Raw genomic sequence first — 23,761 nt, forward strand, 5'->3', positions numbered from 1 at the left:
TAGAGCGTCCTTTGCGCATTCATTCGGACGCGCGGCGCTCTAATGACAGGGCATATGGAGTAGGCGCAGGACATGCCGATTACGCTTCTGGACGGGATTCTCGCCGGCTTCACCCTAATTTCCGCAATGCTCGCCATGGTGCGAGGCTTCTCTCGCGAGGTGCTGTCGATCGCATCTTGGGCGGCAGCGGCGGTTGCAGCCTATCTGTTCTACAAGCCGGTCATTCCCTACGTTCAGCCCTATATCGACAATGAAAAGATCGCGATGGGCGCTGCCGCCGGCATCGTCTTCATCATCGCGCTGATCATCGTGTCGATCATAACCATGAAGATCGCCGACTGGATCATCGATTCCAGGGTCGGCGCGCTCGATCGCACGCTGGGCTTCCTCTACGGTGCCGCACGCGGCATTCTGGTCGTTGCGGTTGGCCTAATGTTCTTCAACTGGTTGGCTGGCGACAAGGCGCCGAACTGGGTTGCCGAATCGAAGTCGCGTCCATTACTGGAATCGATCGGCAAGTACATTGAAAGCGTGCTGCCGGAAGATCCGGAAAAGACGATCCTCAAGCAACTCAACAAGAGTGGCGTAGCGCCTGAAGGTGGCACTGCAACGCCGCCCGCAGCCGGCGAAGCGCCCGGCACGCAGGCTCCGGCCCCTGAAGGCACGGCGCCTGAAAACAACGAAGCGCCAGCACCGGACGACGAGGCCCCGGCCGACCAGCCGCCCGCCGGTGGCAATGCGCCGGCTACGAACAACTGACGATCGTGTGAAACGCCGCGTGAGCACATTGCTTTCGCGGCGTCATGGCCTTATATCGCGGTTTTAGCGGGCAAGAGGCTTCCGGCATGGCAGACGCAAACGACGTGCTTTGCGCCGAGGCAGATGACCACTTCCACGACGAATGTGGTGTCTTCGGTATTTTTGGCCGCCAGGATGCGGCCGCCATCGTCACACTTGGACTTCATGCCCTGCAGCATCGCGGCCAGGAGGCTGCAGGCATCGTCTCCTATGATGGCAGTCAGTTCCATGTCGAACGGCATGTCGGCCTGATTGGCGACACCTTCACCAAACAGTCTGTGATCGACCGGCTGCAGGGCAATCGCGCCATTGGCCACACGCGCTATGCCACCACCGGCGGCGCTGGTTTGCGTAATGTGCAGCCCTTCTTCGCCGAACTTTCCACCGGCGGCCTTGCCATCGCCCACAACGGCAACATCACCAACGCGCTGACCGTGCAGCGCACCTTGCAGAAGCAGGGTTCGATCTTTTCCTCGACCTCCGATACCGAGACGATCCTGCATCTCGTCGCCACTTCCAAGGAACGCGACATCAATTCGCGCTTCATCGAGGCCATCCGCCAACTGGAGGGCGCCTTCTCGCTGGTGGCGCTGACTTCGAAGAAGTTGATCGGCGTGCGCGACCCGCTGGGCATCCGCCCGCTGGTGTTGGGCGATCTCGACGGTGCCTGGATCCTGGCTTCCGAGACCTGCGCCCTCGACATCATCGGCGCCCGCTTCGTCCGCGATATCAAGCCCGGCGAGATGGTCGTGATCACCACCAAGGGGATCGAGAGCCATTTCCCGTTCGAGCCGCAGAAGACCCGCTTCTGCATCTTCGAATATGTCTATTTTGCCCGCCCGGACTCCTCGGTCGAAGGCCGCAATGTCTATGATGTGAGAAAACGTATCGGCGCCGAGCTTGCCCGGGAAAATCCAGTAGGAGCCGACATCGTCGTGCCGGTGCCGGATTCCGGGACGCCAGCAGCGATCGGCTTTTCCCAGGAAGCCGGTATTCCGTTCGAACTTGGCATCATCCGCAATCATTATGTCGGCCGCACCTTCATTTCGCCGGGCGATTCCATTCGCCACATGGGCGTCAAGCTGAAGCACAACGCCAACCGCCGCATGATCGAGGGCAAGCGCGTGGTGCTGGTCGACGATTCGATCGTACGCGGTACCACTTCGCAGAAGATCGTGCAGATGGTGCGGGATGCCGGCGCCAAGGAAGTGCACATGCGCATCGCTTCGCCACCGACGCGTGCGTCCTGTTTCTACGGCGTCGATACCCCGGAAAAGTCGAAGCTGCTCGCTTCCCGCATGTCGGTCGAGGAGATGGCGGAATTCATCCGCGTCGACACGCTCGGCTTCCTCACCATCGAGGGACTCTACCGCGCCGTCGGCGAGGCCACCCGCAATGACGAGCAGCCGCAGTTCTGCGATGCCTGTTTCACCGGGCAATATCCGACACGCCTGCTCGACCATGAAGGCGCCGACAATGTGCGCACGTTGTCGCTGCTGGCGAGCGGCGGACAGTAAACCGGACACCCTGCTTCCGCGTCAGCCCGCGGAAGCAATCCGATCTTTCCACAAAAGCCCAACCTGCGCTGCCAATCGCTCGCCCGGTCCATGGACCGCGGCGAACAGAAGCCCGGCGAAGAAGGTGAAATGGTCGACGAAGAAGCCGAACTCGGCTTGGTTGGCCTGCCAGCGCGACGGGCCATGGAAAGAGATGGCCAGGAAGATCACGTAGGCAGCCGCCAGCAGGGCTGCCTCGGAAAAGAAGGCGCCGGTCAGAAAGGCCAGCACCAGGCCGACTTCGAAGATAGCGGCCAACCAGGCCAGAAGCAGTGGAACCGGAAAACCCGCGGCCGCGATATAAGCAGCCGTATCGGCCATTCCCGCAAACTTGAAGGTTGCAGCCATGGCAAAGGCACCGGCGAAGATCAGTCTTGCGACGAGAATTGCGACAGTTCGACCCATTGTTCCCTCCTTTGGATCCGGGTTTCATTCCCAAGGACGGTAGAGCAACGGCTTTCCCGACATCGTCATCCAAAACTCCTGCGACCATTCGTCGAAGCGACCGCCCGCAACGGCCTGCGGGGTTTCGTTCGCGCGGATTTCGTCCTATCTGGTCGCGCTGACCGTTTTCGTCATATTGGATGACCGCATGACCGCTACTCCAGACCTCACCGGCCGCCTCGCAGTCGTCACCGGCGCTTCGCGCGGCATCGGCTATTTCATCGCCAAGCAGATGGCGGCTGCTGGTGCCCATGTCATCGCCGTGGCGCGCACCGTTGGCGGACTTGAGGAACTGGATGACGAGATCAAGGCGGAGCACACCAGGACTGGCAAGGGCGAAGCGACGCTGGTGCCGCTCGATCTCGCCGACATGGCCGGCATCGACCGGCTGGGCGGCGCGATCCATGAACGCTGGGGCAAGCTTGATATCCTGGTCGCCAATGCCGGCATTCTCGGCGTGATTGCTCCGATCGGCCATGTCGAGGCCAAGACCTTCGAGAAGGTGATCAACGTCAATGTCACCTCGACATGGCGCCTGATCCGCTCGGTTGACCCGTTGCTCAGGCTTTCCGATGCCGGCCGGGTCATCCTGCTCTCCTCCGGGGCAGCACACTCGGCACGTGCCTTCTGGGGCCCCTACGCCGCGTCCAAAGCTGCGGTTGAAGCAATGGGCCGTTCCTGGGCGGATGAGACCCGCAATTCACCGCTGCGCGTCAACATCGTCGATCCAGGTGCGACCCGCACCGCCATGCGCGCGCAGGCCGTGCCCGGCGAAAACCCCGATACGTTGCCCCACCCTTCCGAGATCGCGGCGCGTATCGTGCCGCTGGCCAGCCCGTCGATCACCGAAACCGGCATGATCTTCCAGGCCAAGCCCAACCGCTGGGTGTCGTACCAGATGCCGGTCTGAGGCCAAACAAAGCCACGGTTGCGGGATGAATCCTTTCGCCGGTATCGTTGCTCTCGGTGAGGGCGTCCAACCGGGAGGAATATCATGCGCAAACTGCTTTTCTTGTCCATGACCGCAGCCCTGCTCGCTGCAGGGACGGCCTACGCACAAGACAAGACGATGAGTTTCTTCGTCACCAGCGTCGGTTCCGGCAAGGGCGCCGATCTCGGCGGGCTGGCCGGCGCGGACGCCCATTGCGGCAAACTGGCCGAGGCGGCGGGCGTGATCGGCAAGACCTGGCATGCCTATCTGTCGACCAAGGATACCGACGCGCGCGACCGTATCGGCAAGGGCCCTTGGGTCAACGCCAAGGGCGAGAAGATCGCCGATGATGTCGCGTCCCTGCATGGCGACAAGAACAATCTCACCAAGCAGACGGCGCTCAACGAGAAGGGCGAGGTCATCAACGGACGCGGCGACAAGCCGAACCGCCACGATATCCTGACCGGCTCGAACCCGGACGGCACCAAGGCTGCCGACAAGACCTGCGGCGACTGGACACTGAGCGGCGCGGATGGCGTTGCCCTCATGGGCCATTCCGACCGCACCGGTCTGGATGATTCGGCGGCGGCCAAATCATGGAACTCATCCCACGGCTCGCGTGGCGGCTGCAGCCAGGATGCGCTCAAAGGCACTGGCGGCGACGGCCTGTTTTATTGTTTCGCAGCCGAATGAGAGAATCCGCGGCAACGGTCGGGATCCAAGCCACACTTGGATCCAAGTTCGGTTGCTGTCTTCACTTTTGAAGGCAGTCGGCCCCGAAGGTTGATTCAGCTTTCGGGGCTATGTGTCATGGGCACGCTTTCGCGTGCAGCCAAGACTTGCTAGGTTCCGCCAACTCATTCATTCCCAATCCCAAAGTGAGGACTTTCCATGTCATCGACCGTTGCCCTGGTCTGGTATCTCGTCGTTGCCGGCCCGCAAGGCGGCATGGTTGTGCTGCCCAGCACCTTCGACAATCGCGAGCAGTGCGCGGCGGCTATCACCGAATTCCAGAAGCAGCAGCCTGCGCCAACCGGCTGGACAGTCCAGTGCGTGCCGAGCGCCTCGCCTTATGCCGATATGGGTGACGACGAGCCTGGTGCCGAGCAGCAGCAACAGCAGCCAGCCGCACCCGCTCAGTAAAACCCCGCGCTGCGGCGCAAAACTGCGCCAACGCAAGCATTTGTCTGGCTCAGCAGCGCCAAGGCAGCCTCTCGTGTAACCTGACGGTTGCGGAGGGGCCTGAAACAGTGACGATTCGGGTTCGGCCGTGCATTCCATAGCCGAGCCCAAAATGACAGACGTCGTTCTCTCCGATACGCGCGAAAAAGTGCTGGCGGGCATCCTACTGACCAGCCTGGCTTATCTGCTGTTTTCGCTGCAGGACGCGTCGATCAAACTGCTGGTGACGACTGCCACGGTCTGGCAGATCCTGTTCATCCGCAGTGCCACGATCCTCGTCGGCTGCCTTGCTATCGGTGGCCGTCAACTGATCGCCGATTCAGCGCGCTCACCGATCCTCAAATCCATGCTGCTGCGCAGCTTCCTCATCCTGGCGGCATGGCTTTGCTACTATACAGCCGCGAAAGACCTGCAGCTCGCTGAACTCACCACCATCTATTTCGCTGCACCGATCATCGTGACAGCGCTTTCGATCGTGATCCTGGGAGAAAAAGTCCCGCTGCTGCGTTGGGCTGCCGTCCTGATGGGATTCGGCGGTGTCTTCGTTGCCTGTGATCCCGCCAGCCTCGGCTTCTCGCTACCCGTTTTGCTGGTCTTGGCGGCGGCATGCTTCTGGGGTCTGTCCATCGTGCTCCTCAGCAAGGTCGCCTCGCAGGAGCGCACCACCGTGCAGCTCGTTCTCAACAACGGGTTCTTCCTGGCGATAGCCGGAATTCCATTGTTTTGGACCTGGCAGACACCGGGCTGGCAGGAGCTTCTGCTGATGATCGCCGTCGGCGCCCTCGGCGGGCTCGGTCAGTACTTCCTGTTCGAGGGCATGAAGCGAGCGCCGATCTCCATCATCGCCCCGTTCGAATACACCGCCTTGCTCTGGGCCTTCGCGCTTGGGTTCCTGATCTGGGGCGACGTGCCGCGTGACGCCGTGTTTGTCGGAGCAGCTATCATCGTGCTTGCCGGTCTTGTCATCGTCGCCAGCGAGCGCTTCCGCAAACCCGCAGCCTGAGACTGCCGATTCCTGTCAGAGTGTTGTCAGGAGCCTAGCGCTATTGTGATCTCGCGGGAGGGACCTATGGCGCATACCAATGAAGCCGAAAGAAACAGGGCATTGGGCATACTGCTGGTGTCCGCCTCGGCAGTCGTGTTCGGCCTCACCGGCGCACTCACCAAATCGATTTCGGCCGATGCATTGACCGTAACCTGCTGGCGCGGACTGGTCGGCTTCTTATTGATTGGCGCCTATGTGTGCTGGCGACCAGCCAGGATCGGCCAGCGCCCCAATCTACGGCTTGGCTGGCGCGGCTGGCTGCTGGCCGTTGAAGGCGCCGCCGCCAGCATCGCCTTCATCGCGGCTTTCAAATTCACCTATGTCGCCAATGTGGCGGTGATCTATGCGACGGCCCCTTTCGTGACCGCTCTGCTCGCCTGGGCCCTGGTGCGCGAGCTGTTCCGATTGCCCACGGCGGCTGCCGCTATCCTTTCGCTCGTTGGCGTTGCCACTATGGTGCATTCCGGCCTCGGTTCCGGCAATCTGTTCGGCGATGGGCTGGCGCTGTTGATGACGATCGGCAGTGCACTCTACATTATCATGGTCCGCGCTTTCCGCGACACACCGGTGGTATGGGCCGGAGCGATCTCATCACTGCTTTTGTTCATCTTCGGGTGGTTCGTCAGCGACCCGCTGGCGATCACCGGTCAGGATGCCGTTCTCCTTGCCGTTTTCGGCACCTCATTCGCCCTCGCCTCGGTGCTGTGGACAGAAGGCAGCCGGCTGATTCCTGCCCCGGAATCAGCGCTGCTTGGTGCTACCGAAATTCCAGCCGCTGTGCTGTTCGCATGGCTTTTCCTGGCAGAAGCACCGCCGGCCGCCAGCTTGCTTGGCGGTGCCGTGGTGCTCACGGCAGTGCTCTCGCATGGCCTGAACGACTGGCTCACCACCCGGCGCAAGACGGAAATTTCCACAGCTCAGGCGGCAAAATAATCACGCTGTCATGGAACCATCATAGAGCCCAAGCATTATTTGGGTGCGGGCCATGCTCTAGTCCCCCAACCCCTCGGCCCGTCCCCTCCAGCCGACCTCCAGGTCGGCTTTTTCTTGCTCCGTGTCATCTGCTGTGCCTCATTGACCTTGGCAGGACTTCCGCTAGGTTCTGCCCGGTGTGATCGGCAAGCTTCGACACATGGCACGGAGCGTCCATGCGGGCGTGCGACACCCTGAATAGCATTGGGAGTGACGCGGTATGATCCTCGGCGTTGGCTTGTTCGCCGCTGTTGCGATTGCCTGGCTGTTGATTGCAGCCATCGAGAAATTTCGCCTCGGCCTCAGCTTCGCACAGGCGTTTCTCTACACGCCTTTCAAGCTCGCCTACCGCGTGGCCGATCATAAGCTCAAGATCGCCCGCGGCGCCGAGGCGCCGGTCATTTACGCGATCGTCCACCAATCGAAGCTCGACCCGGCACTGATGCTGTCGTTGCTGCCGGAAGACACGCTGCATATTCTCGATGAAGCCTCCGCACGTTCATTCTGGCTGGAACCCTGGCGAGAACTGGCCCGCACCATCGCCTTCAACGCCGAACACGTTTTCGTCAGCCGACGGCTGGTGCGTGTCCTGAAGGGGCGCGGGCGCCTCGCCGTCTATTTCCCGGACGCCATAGAACCGGAGGTGAAATCCTTCCGGCTGTACCGCGCGGTCTCCCGTATCGCCTTGCAGGCGGATGCCCGCATCGTGCCGATCTTCGTCGGCGGCGCGCGCTGGCTGCCGACGTCGCTGACGCCAGCGGATCAAGCGCCGCGCAAGCTGCTTCCAAAGCTTTCGGTCAGCGTACTGCCCCCACTGACGCTCGATGAACTGGCCGCACGCGATGGGGAGCCCGCCAGAAATCGTGGCAATGCGCTGTTCGACTACGCCGCGGAGGCGCGTTTCGGCGCCACCGACCTCAGCCGCAGCCTGTTCCAGTCGATCCGCGATGCTTCCGACCGCTTCGGCGCTTCGCATCCGATCGTCGAAGACGTCGACGGCGCTCTCGGCTATCGCAACCTTTTCGCCGGCGCACGCGTCCTGGGTCATCGGGTGGAAGCATGCACGGCACCGGGCGAAGCCGTAGGCCTTCTCCTGCCGAACTCAACCGGCCTGGCGACCGCGCTGCTTGGGCTGTGGTCGGCGAATCGGGTGGCGGCGATGATCAACCACACCGCAGGTCCCGCCAATGTGACCTCCGGCGTGCGAACCGCAGTGATCCGCACGGTGATCTCCTCCCGTGCCTTCGTCGAGAAGGCTGCGTTATCCGATGTCGTCATGGCCGCCGAGGAGGGTGGAGCGCGACTGCTTTGGCTGGAAGACATCCAGGAAAACACCTCGGCATTCGAGAAACTGGCTGCCGGCTTGTTCTGGCGCCGGCCATTGCAGGCCCAGGATGCGGACAAACCGGCCGTCATCCTCTTCACTTCCGGATCAGAGGGCACTCCGAAGGCCGCGGTGCTCTCCAACCGCAATCTGCTGGCCAACGCCATGCAGGCGGAGGCACGCATCACGATTTCGCCGAAGGACACACTCTTCAACGTGCTGCCGGCATTCCATTCCTTCGGCCTGACCGGCGGCACCATCCTGCCGCTGCTGACCGGGGTGAAGGCGTTTCTCTATCCCTCGCCACTGCACTACAAGCTCATTCCCGAAATGGCCCGCAAGGCGCGACCGAGCATCATGTTCGGTACAGATACCTTCCTGGCCAACTATGCGCGCAACGCCAGCGAAGGTGATTTTTCGAGCCTGCGCTTCATCGTGGCGGGTGCGGAACCGGTGAAGCCGGAAACACGACGCATCTACCGCGAGCGCTTCCAGGCCGAAATCATCGAGGGTTTCGGGCTGACGGAAGCTGCGCCCGTGGTGGCGGTCAATACCGCCATTCACAATCGCGAAGGCACCGTTGGCAGGTTGCTGCCCGCGATCCGCATGCGGCTCGAACCTGTCGAAGGCACCAAGGATGGCGGCAGGCTCTGGCTGGACGGCCCCAATATGATGATGGGCTACATGACCGAGGACCGGCCGGGTGAGTTGCGGCCGCTCGAAGGCTGGCACGATACCGGTGACATCGTATCCGTCGACCGCGATGGTTTCATCGCAATTCGGGGCCGCGCCAAGCGCTTCGCCAAGATCGCCGGAGAGATGGTGTCGCTCGGCGCGATCGAAATGCTGGTTCAATCGCTGTGGCCGGAGGACCATCATGCCGTGGTGGCCGTCCCCGATAAGCGGCGAGGCGAGCGCGTCGTGCTGGTGACCACGGCCAACAGCGCTGAGCTCGAAGAACTGCGCAAACTCAACAAGGAAAAAGGCGCCGCCGAGCTGGCGATGCCGCAGGATATCATCAAGGTGGCCGCGCTGCCGGTCCTGGGCTCCGGCAAGACCGACTATGTCGCGGCGCGAAAGCTGGCAATGGAGCAGTTGGGCCTTGCCGCCTAACTTCGTCAACAGATAGGGACCGCCGAGCGATCAGCCTTCGCCGTCGATCCCCTTGTGATCGACATCCGGCGGCAACACCGCTTCGCCTTCCTTCTTGGCACGGCGCGAATAAGCCCGAACGCTGAAGGGCAAGAAGATGAGGTAGGCTGCCACCGAAGCGGTCAGCGTATGCCATGGGTAGCTGACCAGAAGCAGCACGTAGAGCACAACAGCAAGGATCACAGGCAGCACGCGGTCACCGGGGATCTTGAGGCTCTTGCCGGAGTAGACAGGCAATCGGCTGACCAGAAGGAAAGCGATCAGCACGGTGAAGGCGACGCCGGCGAATGCGATCGTCCGTGTCGGCTGCATGCCGAGGAAGGACAGATAAAGCGGCAACAGGACCAGCACGGCGCCCGCCGGCGCCGGCACGCCCACAAAATAGTCGGCCTGCCAACCGGGGCGGTCGGTCTGCTCATCGAGCACGTTGAAGCGTGCCAGACGCATGCCGCAGGCAATGGCAAACAGGAGCGCGGCAATCCAACCCGGCGAGCCGGCCCTGTCGAGGAGATAGGCGTAGAGGACCAGCGCCGGCGCGACGCCAAAATTGACGATGTCGGCCAGCGAATCCATCTGCGCGCCGAATTTCGACGTCGCCTTCAGCAACCGCGCCAGACGGCCGTCTATGCCGTCGAGGAACGCTGCGATCAGCACCATGACCACCGCCGTCTCGAAGCGGTTCTCGAAGGCGAAGCGGATGCCGGAGAGGCCGGCACAGATCGCCAGAACGGTCACAAGGTTCGGCAGAACCATGCGCAGCGGGATCTCGGTGATGCGCGGCCCGCCGTGACCGTGCGCCTCGAATTTCTTGAAGGGAGCGCCCATCGCGCCGTCCCTACGAGATGCGCACAAGCGGCGCCGCCTGCGGGCCGCCGAACTCGGCAATGATGGTCTCGCCGGCAACCGCCGTCTGGCCGACAGCGACACGGGGCGCGGCATTGGCGGGCAGGAAGACATCGACACGCGAGCCGAACCGGATCAAGCCGAAACGCTCGCCAATCGCCAGCGTACCACCGGCGTCCGCCCAGCAGACGATGCGCCGCGCCACCAGGCCGGCAATCTGCACCGCAGCCACCGAGCCGTTCGGACTTTCGATGACGAGACCGTTGCGCTCGTTTTCCTGGCTCGCCTTGTCAAGCTCGGCATTGAGGAATTTTCCCGGCCTATGCTCGATGCGCGTGATGCGGCCGCGTACTGGAGCGCGGTTCACGTGGCAGGAGAACACATTCATGAACACCGAGATGCGCGTCATTTCGGTTGTGCCGAGCCCAAGTTCGCGCGGAGGTATCGCGGGTCCCACAGCCGACACGACACCATCGGCAGGGCTGACGACCAGGCGATCGTCGACTGGCGTCACCCGCTCCGGATCGCGGTAAAAATAGGCGCACCAGGCGGTGAGGATCAGGCCGATCCAGAACAGCGTTGAAGAAAAATAGCCAAGCAGCAGCGTTGCCGCGGCAAAACCCGCAATGAACGGATAGCCTTCGCGGTGAATCGGAACGAACGCGTTCTTGACCGTGTCGACAAGGTTCATCGGGCTGGGGGCGGCTCCGTTTCGGATGCGCCTCTCTACCGGAAAGCGCCTGCCATCGCAACGCGCCAAAGCCGCGCTGCCTGGTCTGGTCGCGGCAAGTGGGCCGCGAACGACCTCGACGCACTCACGCAAACCGGCCTAAGGGACTGTTATAACTTAGCTTTCTTTCTCCTCAGTGACCGGAAACGCCACACCTGGCAGATAGACCGGGATAGGTCTGATCTCGTAGATGGCGGTCGGGTTGGCCTGCCTGAGATTGCGCGCGGCTTCGACCGCTTCCTCGCGGTTCGCGCAATCGACAATGTAGAAGCCAAGCAGCTGCTCCTTGGTCTCGGCAAATGGCCCGTCGATGACCATTCCAGCACCCTGCCCACGCAACGTGAAGGCACCCTCGGTCGGGCTCAGGCGCGCAGCAGGACCCAACTTGCCTTCCGCGAGCAACCTTTCGCGAACATTGGCAAGCTTCGCCATGACGGCGGCGTCTTCTTCTGGCGTCCAGGATTCGACCACGCCAGCGGCATGGTAGGCGAGAATGGCATAAAGCATCGGTTCCCCCGGTTTCACGGTGGCGCGCATCCCCTGCCCTGGACGCACGGCCTTGGCCGGCGGCAGGTATAGCGCAGATACAGGCCGTCTACGACACCTCTTCAGTGCGTCTGCGCACCACGACGCCAAGGTCATCCGTTTCACGCGCAATGCGCAGGCGTTCTTCCGCTTCCGTAGCCTCGCGTTGGCGATCCCACATCGATGCGTAGAGGCCATGCTGCCGGAGCAGGTCACCATGCGTGCCGCGCTCAGCGATCTGGCCATCCTTGAGCACGATGATCTCGTCCGCCGAAATGACGGTGGAGAGCCGGTGCGCGATGACGATCGTGGTGCGGTCCTTCGAGACCAGATCGAGTGCCGCCTGGATTTCCTGCTCGGTGTGGCTGTCCAGCGCGGACGTCGCCTCGTCGAGGATCAGAATCGGCGGCGCCTTGAGGATGGTGCGGGCGATCGCCACGCGCTGCTTTTCGCCGCCCGATAGTTTCAGGCCGCGTTCGCCGACCATGGTGGCATAGCCTTCCGGCAGGCGTTCGATGAAAGGACCGATCTGGGCCAGTTCAGCTGCCCGGCGAACCTCTCCCTCATCGGCGTCCATGCGACCGTAACGGATGTTGTAGGCGACGGTATCGTTGAAGAGCACGGTGTCCTGCGGCACCATGCCGATGGCTGAGCGCAAGCTTTCCTGTGTGACGTCGCGCACATTCTGTCCGTCGATCAGCACCGCGCCGGACTGCACGTCGTAGAAGCGGAACAACAGCCGCGAAATCGTCGACTTGCCAGCGCCTGACGGCCCGACAATGGCGACCGTCTTGCCGGCCGGAACCTCGAAACTGATGCCCTTCAGGATCTTGCGATTGGGGTCGTAGGAGAAATGCACGTCGCGGAATTCGACGCGACCGGCATCCACCGCCAGCGGCTTGGCATCCGGTTTGTCGACCACCTCCTGCTTGACGCCGAGAAGGTCGAACATGTGCTCGATGTCGGTCAGGCCCTGGCGGATTTCGCGATAGATGAAGCCGATGAAATTGAGCGGCACGGAGAGCTGCATCAACATGGCGTTTATGAACACGAAGTCGCCGATGGTCTGGGTCTTGTTCATCACCTCATAGGCCGACATGCACATGACCACGGTGGTGCCGAGGCCGTAGATGACGCCCTGGCCGAAGTTCAGCCAGCCGAGCGAGGTCCAGATACGGGTGGCGGCGGTCTCATAGCGTGCCATCGAGCGGTCGAAGCGCCGCGCCTCCATGGCCTCGTTGCCGAAATATTTGACCGTCTCGAAATTGAGCAGGGAATCGATTGCCTTGGTATTGGCGTCGGTATCGCTGTCGTTCATGTCGCGGCGAATGCCGATCCGCCAGTCGCTGGCTCTTACCGTGAACCAGACGTAGAACGCGACGGTAACCGCAACAACGGCGACATATTTCCAACCATAGGTAAAGGCGAAGATGCCGGCCGTCAGCGCGAACTCGAGCACAGTCGGCGCCGTGTTGAGCATGATGAAGCGCACGATGGTTTCGATGCCCTTCGTACCGCGTTCGATGATGCGCGACAGCCCGCCGGTGCGACGCTCCAGATGAAAACGCAACGACAGCTGGTGCATGTGCACGAAGGTACGGAAGGCGAGCTGGCGCACGGCGTGCTGGCCAACCCGGGCAAACAGCGCATCGCGCAACTGATTGAAACCGAGCTGCACGAGACGAAGGAAATTATAGGCAATGACCAGCGCAATCGGCGCGAGCAGGATTTCCGGCAGAGGTGGATGATACTGCCCGGTGCCGGCAAGGGCGTCGGTCGCCCATTTGAAGAAATAAGGACCGGCGACCAGTACGAGCTTGGCAACCACCAGGAGCAGTGTTGCCCAGGTGACGCGCCAACGCAGATCGGGCCGGTCGGCAGGGTACATGTAGGGCCACAGATTGCGCAGCGTCTGGAAAGTAGTGCCGGTGTCGGCGGCGGAAACGGTCTTTTCGGCCACTGTTCTTGCCTTATGAAATCGGTTTGGCTGAGCGGCAACAGGCTTCGACCAGCACTGCGAGGGATGCGGAAACACCAGCCAGCGCCTTGTGATCGACCTCGTAGCGCGAACGCTGCCGGTCGGGCGTGAAGCGGACCAGACCTGCCTCGACGAGGATCTTCAAATGCTGTGAAACCGTCGACTGCGCGAGATCGAGATGCTCTACGACCTCGCCGCAGCAACAGGAGTGGCTGGCGGACAGGCGCCTCAGGATTTCAATGCGCGCAGGATGAGATAGCGCGGCAAACTTTGTCGCGACTGCGCGCGTGTCTATTGGGTGGCCTGCCCCACACGTCAGTTCAAGTGAAGATTCCATGGTTCATCGTCGATAAACGATGAACCAATTTTGCGCAACCTAGCCGAATGGGCGAATCGAATTCTATTCGGCGACGGTTGCCTGGTCGCCCAGTGTCTTCATGTCGGCGGTTTCGCCTTCCTTCGACTTCTGCGGCACCTTGAAGACCTGGCCCGGCCAGATGCGGTCCGGGTTGCGGATCTGCTGCTGGTTGGCGAGATAAATGGTCGAATAACGCATGCCATGTCCGTAAACCCGGCGCGAGATGCGCCACAGCGAGTCGCCGCGACGAATGATGACGGCGTGATCGACCTGCTCCAGCTTCGGCGCGACGGTGGTCGCAGCCTTGTCGGCGGATGCAGTGTCCTGCTGAGGCGCCGGCGACCTGGCATCGGAAGCAGATGGAGCGACAGCGGCAAGAGCTTCACCGGGTTCGCGCTGGAACGGCACTGCCGCACGGGCGATCACCTTGACACCATCGGCATCCAACAGATCGACCCGAACGGTGTACTCGCCGACCGGCAGATCGCGGGTCGCTTCGACCAGGAATTGTCCCTTTTCGGATGTCACGGCCTCGCCGAGCAGGATTTCGTTGGCGTAGGCACGCACTTTGCGGCCTGGATCAGCGGTGCCGGCGACAAAGATCTTGCCGCCATCGATCTCGACGGCTCCGACCGCGACCTTTGGCGCACCCGGTGCGGCCTGGGCTGTCGGTTCAGCCGGCTGGGCCGCGGAGGCCGTTGCCTTCGGCTCGGCGGAAGCCGCTTGCTGCGCCTCGGGTTCAACCTTTTCTTCAGCCTTCGGCACTGAGAGCAATGTTGCCGCCTTGCCGGGTTCCTCAACCAACGCAAGGACCTGCCCATCCGGTTTTTCAGGGATCGCCACCACGGCCGTCTGCGCGGACGGAACGACATTGTTGGAGGAAGAGGTCGAACGCAGCTGCAGCTGGTAGTTTCCAGGCTCCAGCGGATTGTCCAGCACAATCGCGAAGTCCCCGTCAGGTCCTGCCACCGTAGACCCGAGGACAGTTGTACCTTGCATGACGTCAATCTTGGCATTCGGGGCCGCCTTGCCGGCAACGACGACGGAGCCGTCACCTTCGGCGCGCACCACGTCGAAGGTGGGCGCGATCGGACCGGTTGCTGCGGGCGCGGGTTCGGCCGGCTTGTCGGGCGCCGGTGTCACGGCGGCCTGCTGCTGGGCGGGCTTCTGTGCTGCCGGTGCGACTGATGGCACAGTGGCGACCTGTGCGGGCGGGGTGGCTTTCAGATAGGGGTCGAGCGCACCGGAAACATAGGCCACACCGGCCACCGCCGCTGCTCCGCCTCCCGCAAATAGCAATGTCCTGACAAGCGCTGTTGTCATATCCTCTCCGCCCCCTTAGCCACCTACAGTTGGTCTAGCTGCTTTTCGAAGACCCGACAAGAAAAAGCCCGTCTGAAGGCTTGACCGAGCTCGCATACAGCATCACCAATCCATCCATGAACACGATTCGATCCGTCTGTGTTTATTGCGGCTCATCGCCCGGCCGCGATGGCGTCTATCTCGAAGCCGGACGACAGCTCGGCCATTCCCTTGCCCGCTCGGGCCTGCGCCTGGTTTATGGCGGCGGCACCAAGGGTATCATGGGCGCGGTCGCCGAAGGCACCATACGCTCGGGCGGCAAGGTCATGGGCATCATCCCGCGCTTCCTCATGACGAGGGAAGCGACGGAAAGCGCGCTTGACCGGCTGCATGAGCTGGTCGTCACCGAAAACATGCATCAGCGCAAACACAGGATGTTCGAGGAATCTGACGCCTTCGTGGCATTGCCGGGTGGCATCGGCACAGTCGAGGAGATCGTCGAGATCATGACCTGGGCGCAGCTCGGCCATCATCGCAAGCCGATCGTGTTCGCCAACATCAAGGGTTTCTGGGATCCGATGCTGGCATTGATCGATCACATGGCGTCTGAGGGCTTCATCCATACGGCCCACAATGTGAGGCCCCTGGTGGTGGAAGACCCCGAGAAAATCGTCGCTACCATCCTTGCCACGGGTGCTGCCGTCGATGCGCCAACCAGCGGCATCACTTCCGTCATCGACAAGATGTGAGGGCCGGCGGCCTGCTCAGCCGCGCCGGCTCGCGGCCAGCATGGACCATGTGTAGATTGCCAGAGCTGCCCAGATGAGGCCGAAAGCAACGGCTTTCGTCGTGTCGAACGGCTCGCCGAAGATGAAGACGGCGATCAGGAACACGATCGTCGGCGCGATGTACTGCATGATGCCGATGGTGGAGAGGCGCAGAAGTTTGGCGCCGAAGGCAAAAAGCAGCAGCGGGACGGCGGTGACGATGCCGCTGCCCATAAACAGCAACGTGTCCGTCGTATTGCCAGCCGCGAAATTCCCCTCCCCCTTCAGCGCCAGCCAAATGACGTAAGCAAGGGCCGGGATGGAGAGGATCAGCACCTCCAGGAGAAATCCCTGGCTGGGACCAATAGGCAGTGTCTTGCGGAAGAATCCGTAGGCTGCAAACGAGAAGGCCAGCGCCAGTGAAACCCAGGGCAGCGTGCCGCCTTCGACGGTGAGCACAATCACCGCAATTGCCGCCAGCGCCACCGCCGCGATCTGAAGCCGGTTCAAGCGCTCACCAAGCAGCAGCGCGCCGACCAGAACGTTGACGAGTGGGTTGATGTAATAGCCCAGAGCTGTCTCGACAGTACGGTCGACGGCAATCGCCCAGACGTAGATGCTCCAGTTGATTGTGATCAGCGTCGCCGTCAGCGCCGCCATCGCCAGCATCCGCGGCGAACGCAGCGCCGCCTTGAAATCGGCTGTACGGCCGAGCCAGATCAGCACGGCGGCCGCGATCGGCACCGACCAGATGATGCGGTGCGCGACGACTTCAGCCAGCGGCAGATGCGCCACTGCCTTCATGTAGAAGGGCAAAAGCCCCCATAAAAGATAAGCGCACAGGGCCAGGATAAAACCGCGGCGCGCACCAGAATCCACATTCATTGGTACAGTCTGGGTGGTCATGGCCCAAACCTATGCGCCAGCGACCGCGCCAAGACCATCAACTAATTCTGATGCATCATGGACTTTCGCTGATGGATTGCGCGAGATCGCGTGTCGCTCCGGCGAAGGGTATGCGGACGTCGACATCCCTATTCCGCCGCGACCAGTCCCGCCATCTCACGGTTCTTCATCAGTTTGTAAATGATGGAGTCCATCAGAGCCTGGAACGAGGCATCGATGATGTTTTCCGACACGCCCACAGTCCACCAGCGCGCGCCGGTGGAATCGTGCGATTCGATCAGCACGCGGGTGATCGCCTCGGTACCACCGTTGAGGATACGCACCTTGAAGTCCGCGAGCTCGAGGTCGGCGATCTCGTTCTGATATTTGCCAAGATCCTTGCGCAGCGCGAGATCCAGCGCATTGACCGGACCGTGGCCTTCGGCCACCGACATCTTCTCCTCATTGTCCACCATGACCTTCACGATGGCTTCAGAGACGGTCTTCAACTGGCCGTTGGCATCGAACCGTCGCTCGACCATGCAGCGAAACGAAGTTACGGCGAAGAACTCCGGCAGGCCGGACAGCATCTTGCGCGCCAACAATTCAAACGAGGCATCGGCGCCCTCGTAAGCGTAACCTTCTGCCTCACGTTCCTTCACAACGGCGATGAGCGCGTCGAGTCGCGCGTCGTCTTTCGGCACCTCAATGCCGCGCCGCTTCAACTCGGCGAGGAAATTGGCCTTGCCACCCTGATCGGAGACCATGACACGGCGACGGTTGCCAACGGCTTCCGGTGGTACATGTTCATAAGTCTGCGGCTCCTTGATCAGAGCCGAAGCATGAATTCCAGCCTTGGTAGCGAAGGCAGACGAGCCGACATAGGGCGACTGTGGCTCGGGCGCCCGGTTCAGCAACTCGTCGAAAGCGCGGGAAAGGCGTGAAATGCCGGCCAGTTGCTCCGGCGAGATGCCGGTCTCGAAACGGTCGCGATAGGCCGGCTTCAACATCAGGGTGGGGATCAGCGTCACGAGATTGGCGTTGCCACAGCGCTCGCCGATGCCGTTCAACGTGCCCTGGATCTGTCGCACCCCTGCCTCAACGGCAGCGAGCGAATTGGCCACGGCCTGCCCAGTATCGTCATGGGCGTGGATTCCCAGATGATGGCCCGGGATGCCGGCGGCGATCACCTTTTCGACGATCGCGCGAATTTCGGATGGCTGGGTGCCACCATTGGTATCGCACAGCACCACCCAGCGCGCCCCCGCCTCATAGGCCGACCTGGCGCAGGCCAAGGCATATTCCGGATTGGCCTTGAAGCCATCGAAGAAATGCTCGCAGTCGACCATCGCCTCCCTGCCGGCGGCAACCGCCGCCGCCACGGAAGCCCGGATCGCCTCGAGATTCTCCTCGTTGGTGCAGCCCAGCGCGACACGGACGTGATAGTCCCAGCTTTTGGCCACAAAACAGATGACATCCGAGCGCGCCTGCACCAGCGCGGCCAGGCCCGGATCGTTGGAAGTCGAGACGCCGGCACGTTTGGTCATGCCGAAGGCAACGAACTTCGAGCGCGCCGTGCGTTTTTTTGTGAAGAATTCGGTGTCGGTCGGGTTGGCGCCGGGATAGCCACCCTCGACGTAGTCCACGCCGAATTCGTCCAGCAAGCCCGCGATCGCAATCTTGTCCTCCACCGAAAAATCGATGCCCGGCGTCTGCTGGCCGTCGCGCAACGTCGTGTCGAAGAGGTAGAGGCGGTCGCGTTGCATGGTCATTTACCGACGTATTTGTCCGTTGCCCGGATCAGGCTGTCGAGGATGCCCGGCTCCGAATATGCATGTCCGGCACCTTCGATGAGGTGGAAATCGGCTTTCGGCCAGGCCTTGTGCAGCAACCAGGCATATTTCGCTGGGCACGGCATGTCGTAGCGGCCATGGATGATGGTGCCGGGGATATCCTTCAGCTTGTAGGCATCACGTAGAAGCTGCCCCTCCTCCAGCCAGCCGGCATGGACGAAATAGTGGTTCTCGATGCGGGCGAACGCGATTGCATAGTCATCCTGTGCGAATGGGTCGCTGGTCGCCGGTTCAGGCAGGAGCGTGATGGTCTCACCCTCCCAGATAGACCAGGCTTTGGCCGCCTCGACCTGTTTCTGGCGGTCGCTGCCCACCAGCCGCTTGCGGTAGGCCGCCATCATGTCGCCGCGCTCTTCTTCAGGGATCGGCGCGAGAAACCGCTCCCACTTGTCCGGGAACATTTCCGAGACCCCGAACTGGTAGTACCACTCGAGCTCGGCACGGGTGAGCGTGTAAATGCCGCGCACCACGAGTTCGCTGACGCGATCAGGATGCGTTTCGGCATAGGCCAGCGACAGCGTCGATCCCCAGGATCCACCGAAGACCAGCCATTTGTCGAAGCCGGCCATCTCGCGCAGCCGCTCGATGTCGTCGACCAGATGCCAGGTCGTGTTCGCCTCAAGCGACGCGTTGGGCGTGGATTTGCCGCAGCCGCGCTGATCGAACAGGATCACGTCGTAGAGCTTCGGATCGAACAGACGCCGATGGTTCGGTGAAATCGTGCCGCCAGGCCCGCCATGCAGGAAGACGGCAGGCTTGGCGCCCTTGGTACCTACCCTTTCCCAATAGACCTGATGGCCGTCGCCCACATCCAGCGTGCCGGTCTCGAACGGTTCGATCTCAGGATAAAGCGTACGCAATTCCAAACTCACAGTTTCAGCCCCTTCTCAGGCCAGTTTTCGGTTTCGCGATCGGGATGCTGGAAGGAGATGACGTGCTCCTGCCGGGCATAATAGTCAGGGTTCTGGTGGACTGGCGCTTCGAAGATCTTCTCGACCCAAGGCAACCGCGAGGCGTAGTTGACCTGATGTTTCGGCGCGAGATCGGAACGGTCGTCGAAGCTGCCGATCGAAATCTCCAGCCCATCTGGGCTCTTGTAGGTCATCGGCGTGCCGCAACGGCTGCAGAAGCCGCGTGCGATGTTGACGGAAGACTGGAAATAGCTCGGCTCCTCATGCACCCATTCGACACCTGCCGAAGGCACGGTGACGAATGCACCGAAGAACGAGCCGAACTGCTTCTGGCACATGCGGCAATGGCAGATGGAGGCGCGCCCTAGCTCACCGCGTATGCGGAATCGCACTGCCCCGCACTGGCAGCCGCCGGTTCTGATGGCATCGGTCATGATCTGTCCTCCGGGGGCCAGGTTGCGGTGTCGTGATCAGGATGCTGGTAGTTCACCATCGAGGTGATGAATGGCACCGAAACAGGATCGTCTTCCGTTGCCCCGCCGGGCAACGAGGGAATGGCATCGACGTAAGGCAGCTTCGCCTCGATTCCCCACTGGATCGTCGGCGGAATTTCTTCCGGGTGATCGAAGGCCGCGATCGCCAGCGCGATGCCATCGGGAGCCTCAAAAGTCAGTGGCGTACCACATTCCGGGCAAAAGCCGCGCTTGGCGAAACTGGAGGACTGGAAAAGCTTCGGCTCGACGCGCGTCCACGTCAAGCTGGCACCGCCGACGGAAACCAGCGGCTGGTAGAAATTGCCGCTCGCTTTCTGGCACATGCGACAATGGCAGATCGAGGCTTCGCCAAGCACGCCCTCGACGCGAAAACGTACTGCGCCACACTGACATCCGCCGGTATAAGTGGGTTTGTTGTCGAGGCTCATCACGCGGGCCTATGGCAAACGGCTTCGATGTTGTTGCCGTCGGGATCGAAAGCGAAGGCGGCATAATAGTGCTCGTGATAGTGCGAGCGCAGTCCTGGAGCTCCATTGTCCTTGCCGCCCGCCAGGAGTGCGGCCTGGTGGAAGGCATCGACAGCGGCACGGCTGCCGGCGGTGAAGGCATAGTGGCGGCCGGGCGCCGGTGTGGTCGTCTCATGCAGCCAGAACACCGGCCGGTCGCGGCCATATCCACCAACCTTGGCGCCACCCGTGTACTGTTCCGGCACCATATAGAGCAGCGAAGCGCCAAGTGGCGCCATCACCTTGTCGTAGAACGTCTTCGCCACTTCGAAATCGACGACGGAAATGCCGGTATGGTCGATCATCTCTTCACCTCCCAGGTGGTCACCCGCTCGCCCGTCACAGGATCCTTTCCATCCTTCAACTGGATACCCTGCACGAGCAATGCATCACGGATGCGGTCTGCTTCGGCCCAGTTCTTGGCTGCGATGAAAGCTAGGCGCTCTGCAATGGTCTTCGAAACAGCCTGCTCGTCAATGACCGCAGTCGCAAGACTGAACCCAAGGAATTGCAACGCCGCCTTCAGGCTTGCCGCGGCGGCGTTTCCTTCGGCAGCATCCGCCGCGAGCTGCGTCAGCACCTGAAAGGCCTGATACGTACCGAGGTCATCCGCCAGTGCCTCGATAACGGCTTGCGGAACGTCGCCTGCCTCGCCGGCCGCCAGATCGGCCGCACGCTTCCATTTGCGCAGGGTGTTCTCGGACTCTTCCAGCTTGCGAACCGAAAAATCGATCGGCTCGCGATAGTGCGTCATCAGCATGGCAAGGCGCAGCACCTCGCCCGGCCATTTGCGGCCGCCGAACGTCTCCGTCTCCAGGAGTTCGTTGATCGAGTAGAAATTGCCCAGGCTCTTGGACATCTTCTGTCCTTCGACCTGCAGGAAACCGTTGTGCATCCACACCTTGGCCATCACGTCGGTGCCGTGAGCGCAGCGCGATTGCGCGATCTCGTTTTCGTGGTGCGGGAAAATGAGATCCAACCCGCCGCCGTGGATGTCGAAGATTTCGCCGAGATAGGCCGCGCTCATGGCCGAGCATTCGATATGCCAGCCGGGCCGTCCCCTGCCCCACGGACTGCGCCAGCCGGGCTCTTCCGCCGATGACAACTTCCACAGGACGAAATCGCCGGGGTTCTTCTTGTGCGCGTCGACGGCGACGCGGGCGCCGGCCTGTTGCTCGTCCAGCGGGCGCTTGGACAGTTCGCCATAGTCCGGCATGGACGCAGTATCGAACAGCACCTCGCCTTCCGCCTCATACGCGTGACCGCGATCGATCAGTTGGTGGATCAGTCCGATCATATCGGTCCTGCCGTCCGAACGCGGCTCCACGAATTCGGTGGCACGCGGCTCATATGTCGGCGCAAGGCAGCCGAGCGTAGCGACGTCCTTGTGGAACTGGTCCGCGGTCTTCTCGGTTACCCGCCGGATCGCTTCGTTGAGCGACAGCTTCCCTGAAGCGATATCGTTGCCGAAATCGCGCAAGGCGCGTGCGTTGATCTTGTCATCGAGGTCGGTGATGTTACGCACATAGGTGACGTGCTCGGCGCCATAGACATGGCGAAGCAGCCTGAACAGGACATCAAAGACGATCACCGGTCGGGCATTGCCGATGTGGGCGAAGTCGTAGACGGTCGGGCCGCAGACATACATGCGCACATTGGCGGGATCGATGGGGACAAAATCCTCCTTCGCCCTGTTCAACGTATTGTAGAGGCGCAAGCCCTTCGAGCCCTCAGACATTCATCCCCTTCCCGACCGATCCGGCCGCAGCGCATTTTCGCGCACAATCCAACCCCAGCCTGCTGGCCGGGGCGTTGTCCACTCAGAGAGAAAATTGAGGCGAAAACGTCCAGACCAGCGCGAGCGCTAGCCAATAATGCAGATGCCACAAATGGCGAAAGACGTTCTCATGGGCGGCTTTATCGCGCTCGCCCGTGTTGCCGTCAAGTCGCAACTTTCGCCCGCAAGTCGCTTTGGCGACAGCAAAGGGCTCGAAGAAACATTTTCTTAAGTATGTGCGTTCAGTGCTATAATATTCGTCGGCTCACGTGGAAAACGCCACGATTTGGTCGGAATCGGCCATCAAATGCAGCGCCTTCCAGTGACCTTGACCTTGGGGAAGTCGAAATGCCACGCAGCAAGCAGGAAGCCAGTCGAGCGAAGCAACCGACACTCGCCAGCCAATATCGGGCAATCGGCCCGGCGGCGATCGTGGCGGCCTTGCTCCACACGGCTAAGAAGAAAAAGCCCGCGCACAAGATAACTTCGCCACGCGCGGCCTGAACAAACAGTCTGTGGGCGCAGACCGCCGCTGACGAGCGATGCTCGCTCGGCGCGAGAGACTAGAATAGCGACATCTGTTCGGTATCGTCGCCACCGGGTTTCTTGCGCCCCGGTTTGGCCGGCTTTTGCCCGGCCGTGACGTCCTCAGCCGACACGGCAAACCTCTCCTGGATTTCCGGACCCGAATTGGCGACCTTGTTGACGAGGTCCGAAACCGGGATCGCCTCGAAGAACCCCTCCTCGACCGGGCGCAGGAGATCGGCGACATCCCGTGGCTCCCGGCCTCGGCAATCCAGCCAGCGCGAAAAATCCTCAGGATGGATCACGACCGGCATGCGGTCGTGGATATGGGCGATGTCGGCATTTGCGGTCGTGGTCATGATGGCGCCGGTATCCATCTCCGAGCCGCCAGGTTCCGCATAGGTCTCCATGAGCCCGGCAAAGGCGACGATGCCGCCGTTTTTCGGCCTCACCCAATAAGCCTGTCCTTTCCTGTTACCGGTCTGCCGCCATTCATAAAAACCGCTGGCCGGCACCAGGGTGCGGCGATGGCGCATAGCGGTACGAAAGGAGGCTTTCTCAGCCGCGCTTTCGGAGCGCGCGTTGATGAGAAGCGGAAACTGACGCGTGTCCTTGACCCAGGTCGGTATCAGCCCCCAGCGGACCAGCATGGAAGTGCGGTCGGAACGGTTCGAACCGGGCGCCTTCGGAGCACCGGAAAGCACCATCGTGATGGGTTGCGTGGGCGCGATGTTATAGCGCGCCGGAAAGGGCTCGATATCATCCAACCCCAGGAAGGTCGTGGTCTGGTCCGGCGTCGCGGTCAGGGCAAAACGTCCGCACATGGCGCATCTCATTTCTGTCTGGCCCCGAAAGTGGTGGTGGAAGCGCGTCGCCGCAACCGCTAAAGCTCGGTTTGGAAGC

The 23,761-nt window shown here is 61.8% G+C and carries 24 protein-coding genes; 9 read left to right on the forward strand and 15 right to left on the reverse strand.

The window, feature by feature from the left end; all coding sequences use genetic code 11:
- The first annotated feature begins 72 nt into the window (after nt 1-72).
- Together AO692_RS04005 and purF are read left to right on the forward strand one after the other, a co-directional pair.
- Nucleotides 73-759: a CvpA family protein gene (locus AO692_RS04005; protein ID WP_054308752.1), complete on the forward strand. Its 687-nt coding sequence runs from the start codon at nt 73-75 to the stop codon at nt 757-759.
- Between the two features lie 86 nt (nt 760-845).
- A complete protein-coding gene (gene purF / locus AO692_RS04010; RefSeq protein WP_054308753.1) occupies nt 846-2,315 on the forward strand; it encodes an amidophosphoribosyltransferase in 1,470 nt (489 codons plus the stop codon).
- A gap of 21 nt (nt 2,316-2,336) precedes the next feature.
- Here purF and AO692_RS04015 read toward each other — a convergent pair whose 3' ends face one another.
- Nucleotides 2,337-2,759 (reverse strand): DoxX family protein, encoded by a 423-nt coding sequence (locus AO692_RS04015; RefSeq protein ID WP_054308754.1) that lies wholly within the window; start codon nt 2,757-2,759, stop codon nt 2,337-2,339.
- Between the two features lie 187 nt (nt 2,760-2,946).
- Here AO692_RS04015 and AO692_RS04020 point away from each other — a divergent pair, with 187 nt between their 5' ends.
- The 6 genes from AO692_RS04020 to AO692_RS04045 all read left to right on the forward strand — a co-directional run bounded on the left by AO692_RS04020 (nt 2,947) and on the right by AO692_RS04045 (nt 9,365).
- The gene (locus AO692_RS04020) at nt 2,947-3,708 is read left to right on the forward strand and encodes an SDR family NAD(P)-dependent oxidoreductase (RefSeq protein WP_054308755.1); all 762 of its coding nucleotides are present in this window, start codon (nt 2,947-2,949) and stop codon (nt 3,706-3,708) included.
- An 84-nt stretch (nt 3,709-3,792) separates the two neighbouring features.
- Complete coding sequence (locus tag AO692_RS04025) at nt 3,793-4,422, forward strand: hypothetical protein (protein ID WP_054308756.1); 630 nt, start codon at nt 3,793-3,795, stop codon at nt 4,420-4,422.
- 198 nt (nt 4,423-4,620) lie between these two features.
- Nucleotides 4,621-4,872, forward strand: a complete 252-nt coding sequence (locus AO692_RS04030; protein WP_054308757.1) for a hypothetical protein — start codon at nt 4,621-4,623, stop codon at nt 4,870-4,872.
- A 151-nt stretch (nt 4,873-5,023) separates the two neighbouring features.
- Entirely contained in the window at nt 5,024-5,914 is an 891-nt protein-coding gene (locus tag AO692_RS04035; protein ID WP_054308758.1) for a DMT family transporter, read from the forward strand.
- A 66-nt stretch (nt 5,915-5,980) separates the two neighbouring features.
- Nucleotides 5,981-6,889 carry a DMT family transporter gene (locus tag AO692_RS04040; RefSeq protein WP_054308759.1) on the forward strand — a complete coding sequence of 303 codons (909 nt, stop codon included), beginning with the start codon at nt 5,981-5,983 and terminating at the stop codon, nt 6,887-6,889.
- A gap of 259 nt (nt 6,890-7,148) precedes the next feature.
- Complete coding sequence (locus AO692_RS04045; protein ID WP_054308760.1) at nt 7,149-9,365, forward strand: AMP-binding protein; 2,217 nt, start codon at nt 7,149-7,151, stop codon at nt 9,363-9,365.
- 30 nt (nt 9,366-9,395) lie between these two features.
- Here the strand turns inward: AO692_RS04045 and pssA are convergent, their stop codons facing one another.
- From pssA to AO692_RS04075, 6 genes are all read right to left on the reverse strand, one after another.
- Complete coding sequence (gene pssA, locus AO692_RS04050) at nt 9,396-10,229, reverse strand: CDP-diacylglycerol--serine O-phosphatidyltransferase (RefSeq protein ID WP_054308761.1); 834 nt, start codon at nt 10,227-10,229, stop codon at nt 9,396-9,398.
- A 10-nt stretch (nt 10,230-10,239) separates the two neighbouring features.
- Nucleotides 10,240-10,965: a phosphatidylserine decarboxylase gene (locus AO692_RS04055; protein ID WP_280138577.1), complete on the reverse strand. Its 726-nt coding sequence runs from the start codon at nt 10,963-10,965 to the stop codon at nt 10,240-10,242.
- 129 nt (nt 10,966-11,094) lie between these two features.
- Nucleotides 11,095-11,484, reverse strand: coding sequence for a YciI family protein (locus AO692_RS04060; protein WP_054308763.1), 390 nt, complete (start codon nt 11,482-11,484; stop codon nt 11,095-11,097).
- A gap of 88 nt (nt 11,485-11,572) precedes the next feature.
- Nucleotides 11,573-13,462, reverse strand: coding sequence for an ABC transporter ATP-binding protein/permease (locus AO692_RS04065; protein WP_054308764.1), 1,890 nt, complete (start codon nt 13,460-13,462; stop codon nt 11,573-11,575).
- Between the two features lie 10 nt (nt 13,463-13,472).
- Entirely contained in the window at nt 13,473-13,817 is a 345-nt protein-coding gene (locus AO692_RS04070) for a metalloregulator ArsR/SmtB family transcription factor (protein ID WP_054308765.1), read from the reverse strand.
- 63 nt (nt 13,818-13,880) lie between these two features.
- The gene (locus AO692_RS04075; RefSeq protein WP_054308766.1) at nt 13,881-15,161 is read right to left on the reverse strand and encodes an Ig-like domain-containing protein; all 1,281 of its coding nucleotides are present in this window, start codon (nt 15,159-15,161) and stop codon (nt 13,881-13,883) included.
- Nucleotides 15,162-15,277: 116 nt separating this feature from the next.
- Between AO692_RS04075 and AO692_RS04080 the strand changes: the two genes are divergently transcribed.
- The gene (locus AO692_RS04080) at nt 15,278-15,889 is read left to right on the forward strand and encodes a TIGR00730 family Rossman fold protein (protein ID WP_054309430.1); all 612 of its coding nucleotides are present in this window, start codon (nt 15,278-15,280) and stop codon (nt 15,887-15,889) included.
- A 15-nt stretch (nt 15,890-15,904) separates the two neighbouring features.
- Here AO692_RS04080 and rarD read toward each other — a convergent pair whose 3' ends face one another.
- The 8 genes from rarD to AO692_RS04120 all read right to left on the reverse strand — a co-directional run bounded on the left by rarD (nt 15,905) and on the right by AO692_RS04120 (nt 23,682).
- Complete coding sequence (gene rarD, locus AO692_RS04085) at nt 15,905-16,813, reverse strand: EamA family transporter RarD (protein ID WP_054308767.1); 909 nt, start codon at nt 16,811-16,813, stop codon at nt 15,905-15,907.
- Nucleotides 16,814-16,941: 128 nt separating this feature from the next.
- Nucleotides 16,942-18,564 (reverse strand): citramalate synthase, encoded by a 1,623-nt coding sequence (gene cimA / locus AO692_RS04090; protein ID WP_200911705.1) that lies wholly within the window; start codon nt 18,562-18,564, stop codon nt 16,942-16,944.
- A complete protein-coding gene (pip, locus tag AO692_RS04095) occupies nt 18,561-19,517 on the reverse strand; it encodes a prolyl aminopeptidase (RefSeq protein ID WP_152979710.1) in 957 nt (318 codons plus the stop codon). The genes cimA and pip overlap by 4 nt, the downstream gene beginning before the upstream one ends.
- The gene (locus AO692_RS04100) at nt 19,514-19,990 is read right to left on the reverse strand and encodes a GFA family protein (RefSeq protein WP_054308769.1); all 477 of its coding nucleotides are present in this window, start codon (nt 19,988-19,990) and stop codon (nt 19,514-19,516) included. Before AO692_RS04100 ends, pip begins: the two co-directional genes overlap by 4 nt.
- Entirely contained in the window at nt 19,987-20,478 is a 492-nt protein-coding gene (locus AO692_RS04105; protein ID WP_054308770.1) for a GFA family protein, read from the reverse strand. The genes AO692_RS04100 and AO692_RS04105 overlap by 4 nt, the downstream gene beginning before the upstream one ends.
- On the reverse strand, nt 20,478-20,861 hold the full coding sequence (locus AO692_RS04110) for a VOC family protein (protein ID WP_054308771.1): 384 nt from the start codon (nt 20,859-20,861) through the stop codon (nt 20,478-20,480). The genes AO692_RS04105 and AO692_RS04110 overlap by 1 nt, the downstream gene beginning before the upstream one ends.
- On the reverse strand, nt 20,858-22,294 hold the full coding sequence (cysS, locus tag AO692_RS04115) for a cysteine--tRNA ligase (RefSeq protein ID WP_054308772.1): 1,437 nt from the start codon (nt 22,292-22,294) through the stop codon (nt 20,858-20,860). The genes AO692_RS04110 and cysS overlap by 4 nt, the downstream gene beginning before the upstream one ends.
- A gap of 602 nt (nt 22,295-22,896) precedes the next feature.
- The gene (locus AO692_RS04120; RefSeq protein ID WP_054308773.1) at nt 22,897-23,682 is read right to left on the reverse strand and encodes an SOS response-associated peptidase; all 786 of its coding nucleotides are present in this window, start codon (nt 23,680-23,682) and stop codon (nt 22,897-22,899) included.
- Nucleotides 23,683-23,761: the final 79 nt, after the last annotated feature.

Origin of the sequence: Mesorhizobium sp. 1M-11, from assembly GCF_001303895.1 — a bacterium.
In the GTDB taxonomy this organism is placed as follows: Bacteria; Pseudomonadota; Alphaproteobacteria; order Rhizobiales; family Rhizobiaceae; genus Mesorhizobium.

What these genes read in the sequence shown, in the direction of transcription:
- AO692_RS04005 (WP_054308752.1), top strand. Translation starts at nt 73, where the DNA reads ATGCCGATTACGCTTCTGGACGGGATTCTCGCCGGCTTCACCCTAATT.
- purF (WP_054308753.1), top strand. Translation starts at nt 846, where the DNA reads ATGGCAGACGCAAACGACGTGCTTTGCGCCGAGGCAGATGACCACTTC.
- AO692_RS04015 (WP_054308754.1), bottom strand. Translation starts at nt 2,759, where the DNA reads ATGGGTCGAACTGTCGCAATTCTCGTCGCAAGACTGATCTTCGCCGGT.
- AO692_RS04020 (WP_054308755.1), top strand. Translation starts at nt 2,947, where the DNA reads ATGACCGCTACTCCAGACCTCACCGGCCGCCTCGCAGTCGTCACCGGC.
- AO692_RS04025 (WP_054308756.1), top strand. Translation starts at nt 3,793, where the DNA reads ATGCGCAAACTGCTTTTCTTGTCCATGACCGCAGCCCTGCTCGCTGCA.
- AO692_RS04030 (WP_054308757.1), top strand. Translation starts at nt 4,621, where the DNA reads ATGTCATCGACCGTTGCCCTGGTCTGGTATCTCGTCGTTGCCGGCCCG.
- AO692_RS04035 (WP_054308758.1), top strand. Translation starts at nt 5,024, where the DNA reads ATGACAGACGTCGTTCTCTCCGATACGCGCGAAAAAGTGCTGGCGGGC.
- AO692_RS04040 (WP_054308759.1), top strand. Translation starts at nt 5,981, where the DNA reads ATGGCGCATACCAATGAAGCCGAAAGAAACAGGGCATTGGGCATACTG.
- AO692_RS04045 (WP_054308760.1), top strand. Translation starts at nt 7,149, where the DNA reads ATGATCCTCGGCGTTGGCTTGTTCGCCGCTGTTGCGATTGCCTGGCTG.
- pssA (WP_054308761.1), bottom strand. Translation starts at nt 10,229, where the DNA reads ATGGGCGCTCCCTTCAAGAAATTCGAGGCGCACGGTCACGGCGGGCCG.
- AO692_RS04060 (WP_054308763.1), bottom strand. Translation starts at nt 11,484, where the DNA reads ATGCTTTATGCCATTCTCGCCTACCATGCCGCTGGCGTGGTCGAATCC.
- AO692_RS04070 (WP_054308765.1), bottom strand. Translation starts at nt 13,817, where the DNA reads ATGGAATCTTCACTTGAACTGACGTGTGGGGCAGGCCACCCAATAGAC.
- AO692_RS04075 (WP_054308766.1), bottom strand. Translation starts at nt 15,161, where the DNA reads ATGACAACAGCGCTTGTCAGGACATTGCTATTTGCGGGAGGCGGAGCA.
- AO692_RS04080 (WP_054309430.1), top strand. Translation starts at nt 15,278, where the DNA reads ATGAACACGATTCGATCCGTCTGTGTTTATTGCGGCTCATCGCCCGGC.
- rarD (WP_054308767.1), bottom strand. Translation starts at nt 16,813, where the DNA reads ATGACCACCCAGACTGTACCAATGAATGTGGATTCTGGTGCGCGCCGC.
- cimA (WP_200911705.1), bottom strand. Translation starts at nt 18,564, where the DNA reads ATGACCATGCAACGCGACCGCCTCTACCTCTTCGACACGACGTTGCGC.
- AO692_RS04100 (WP_054308769.1), bottom strand. Translation starts at nt 19,990, where the DNA reads ATGACCGATGCCATCAGAACCGGCGGCTGCCAGTGCGGGGCAGTGCGA.
- AO692_RS04105 (WP_054308770.1), bottom strand. Translation starts at nt 20,478, where the DNA reads ATGAGCCTCGACAACAAACCCACTTATACCGGCGGATGTCAGTGTGGC.
- AO692_RS04110 (WP_054308771.1), bottom strand. Translation starts at nt 20,861, where the DNA reads ATGATCGACCATACCGGCATTTCCGTCGTCGATTTCGAAGTGGCGAAG.
- cysS (WP_054308772.1), bottom strand. Translation starts at nt 22,294, where the DNA reads ATGTCTGAGGGCTCGAAGGGCTTGCGCCTCTACAATACGTTGAACAGG.
- AO692_RS04120 (WP_054308773.1), bottom strand. Translation starts at nt 23,682, where the DNA reads ATGTGCGGACGTTTTGCCCTGACCGCGACGCCGGACCAGACCACGACC.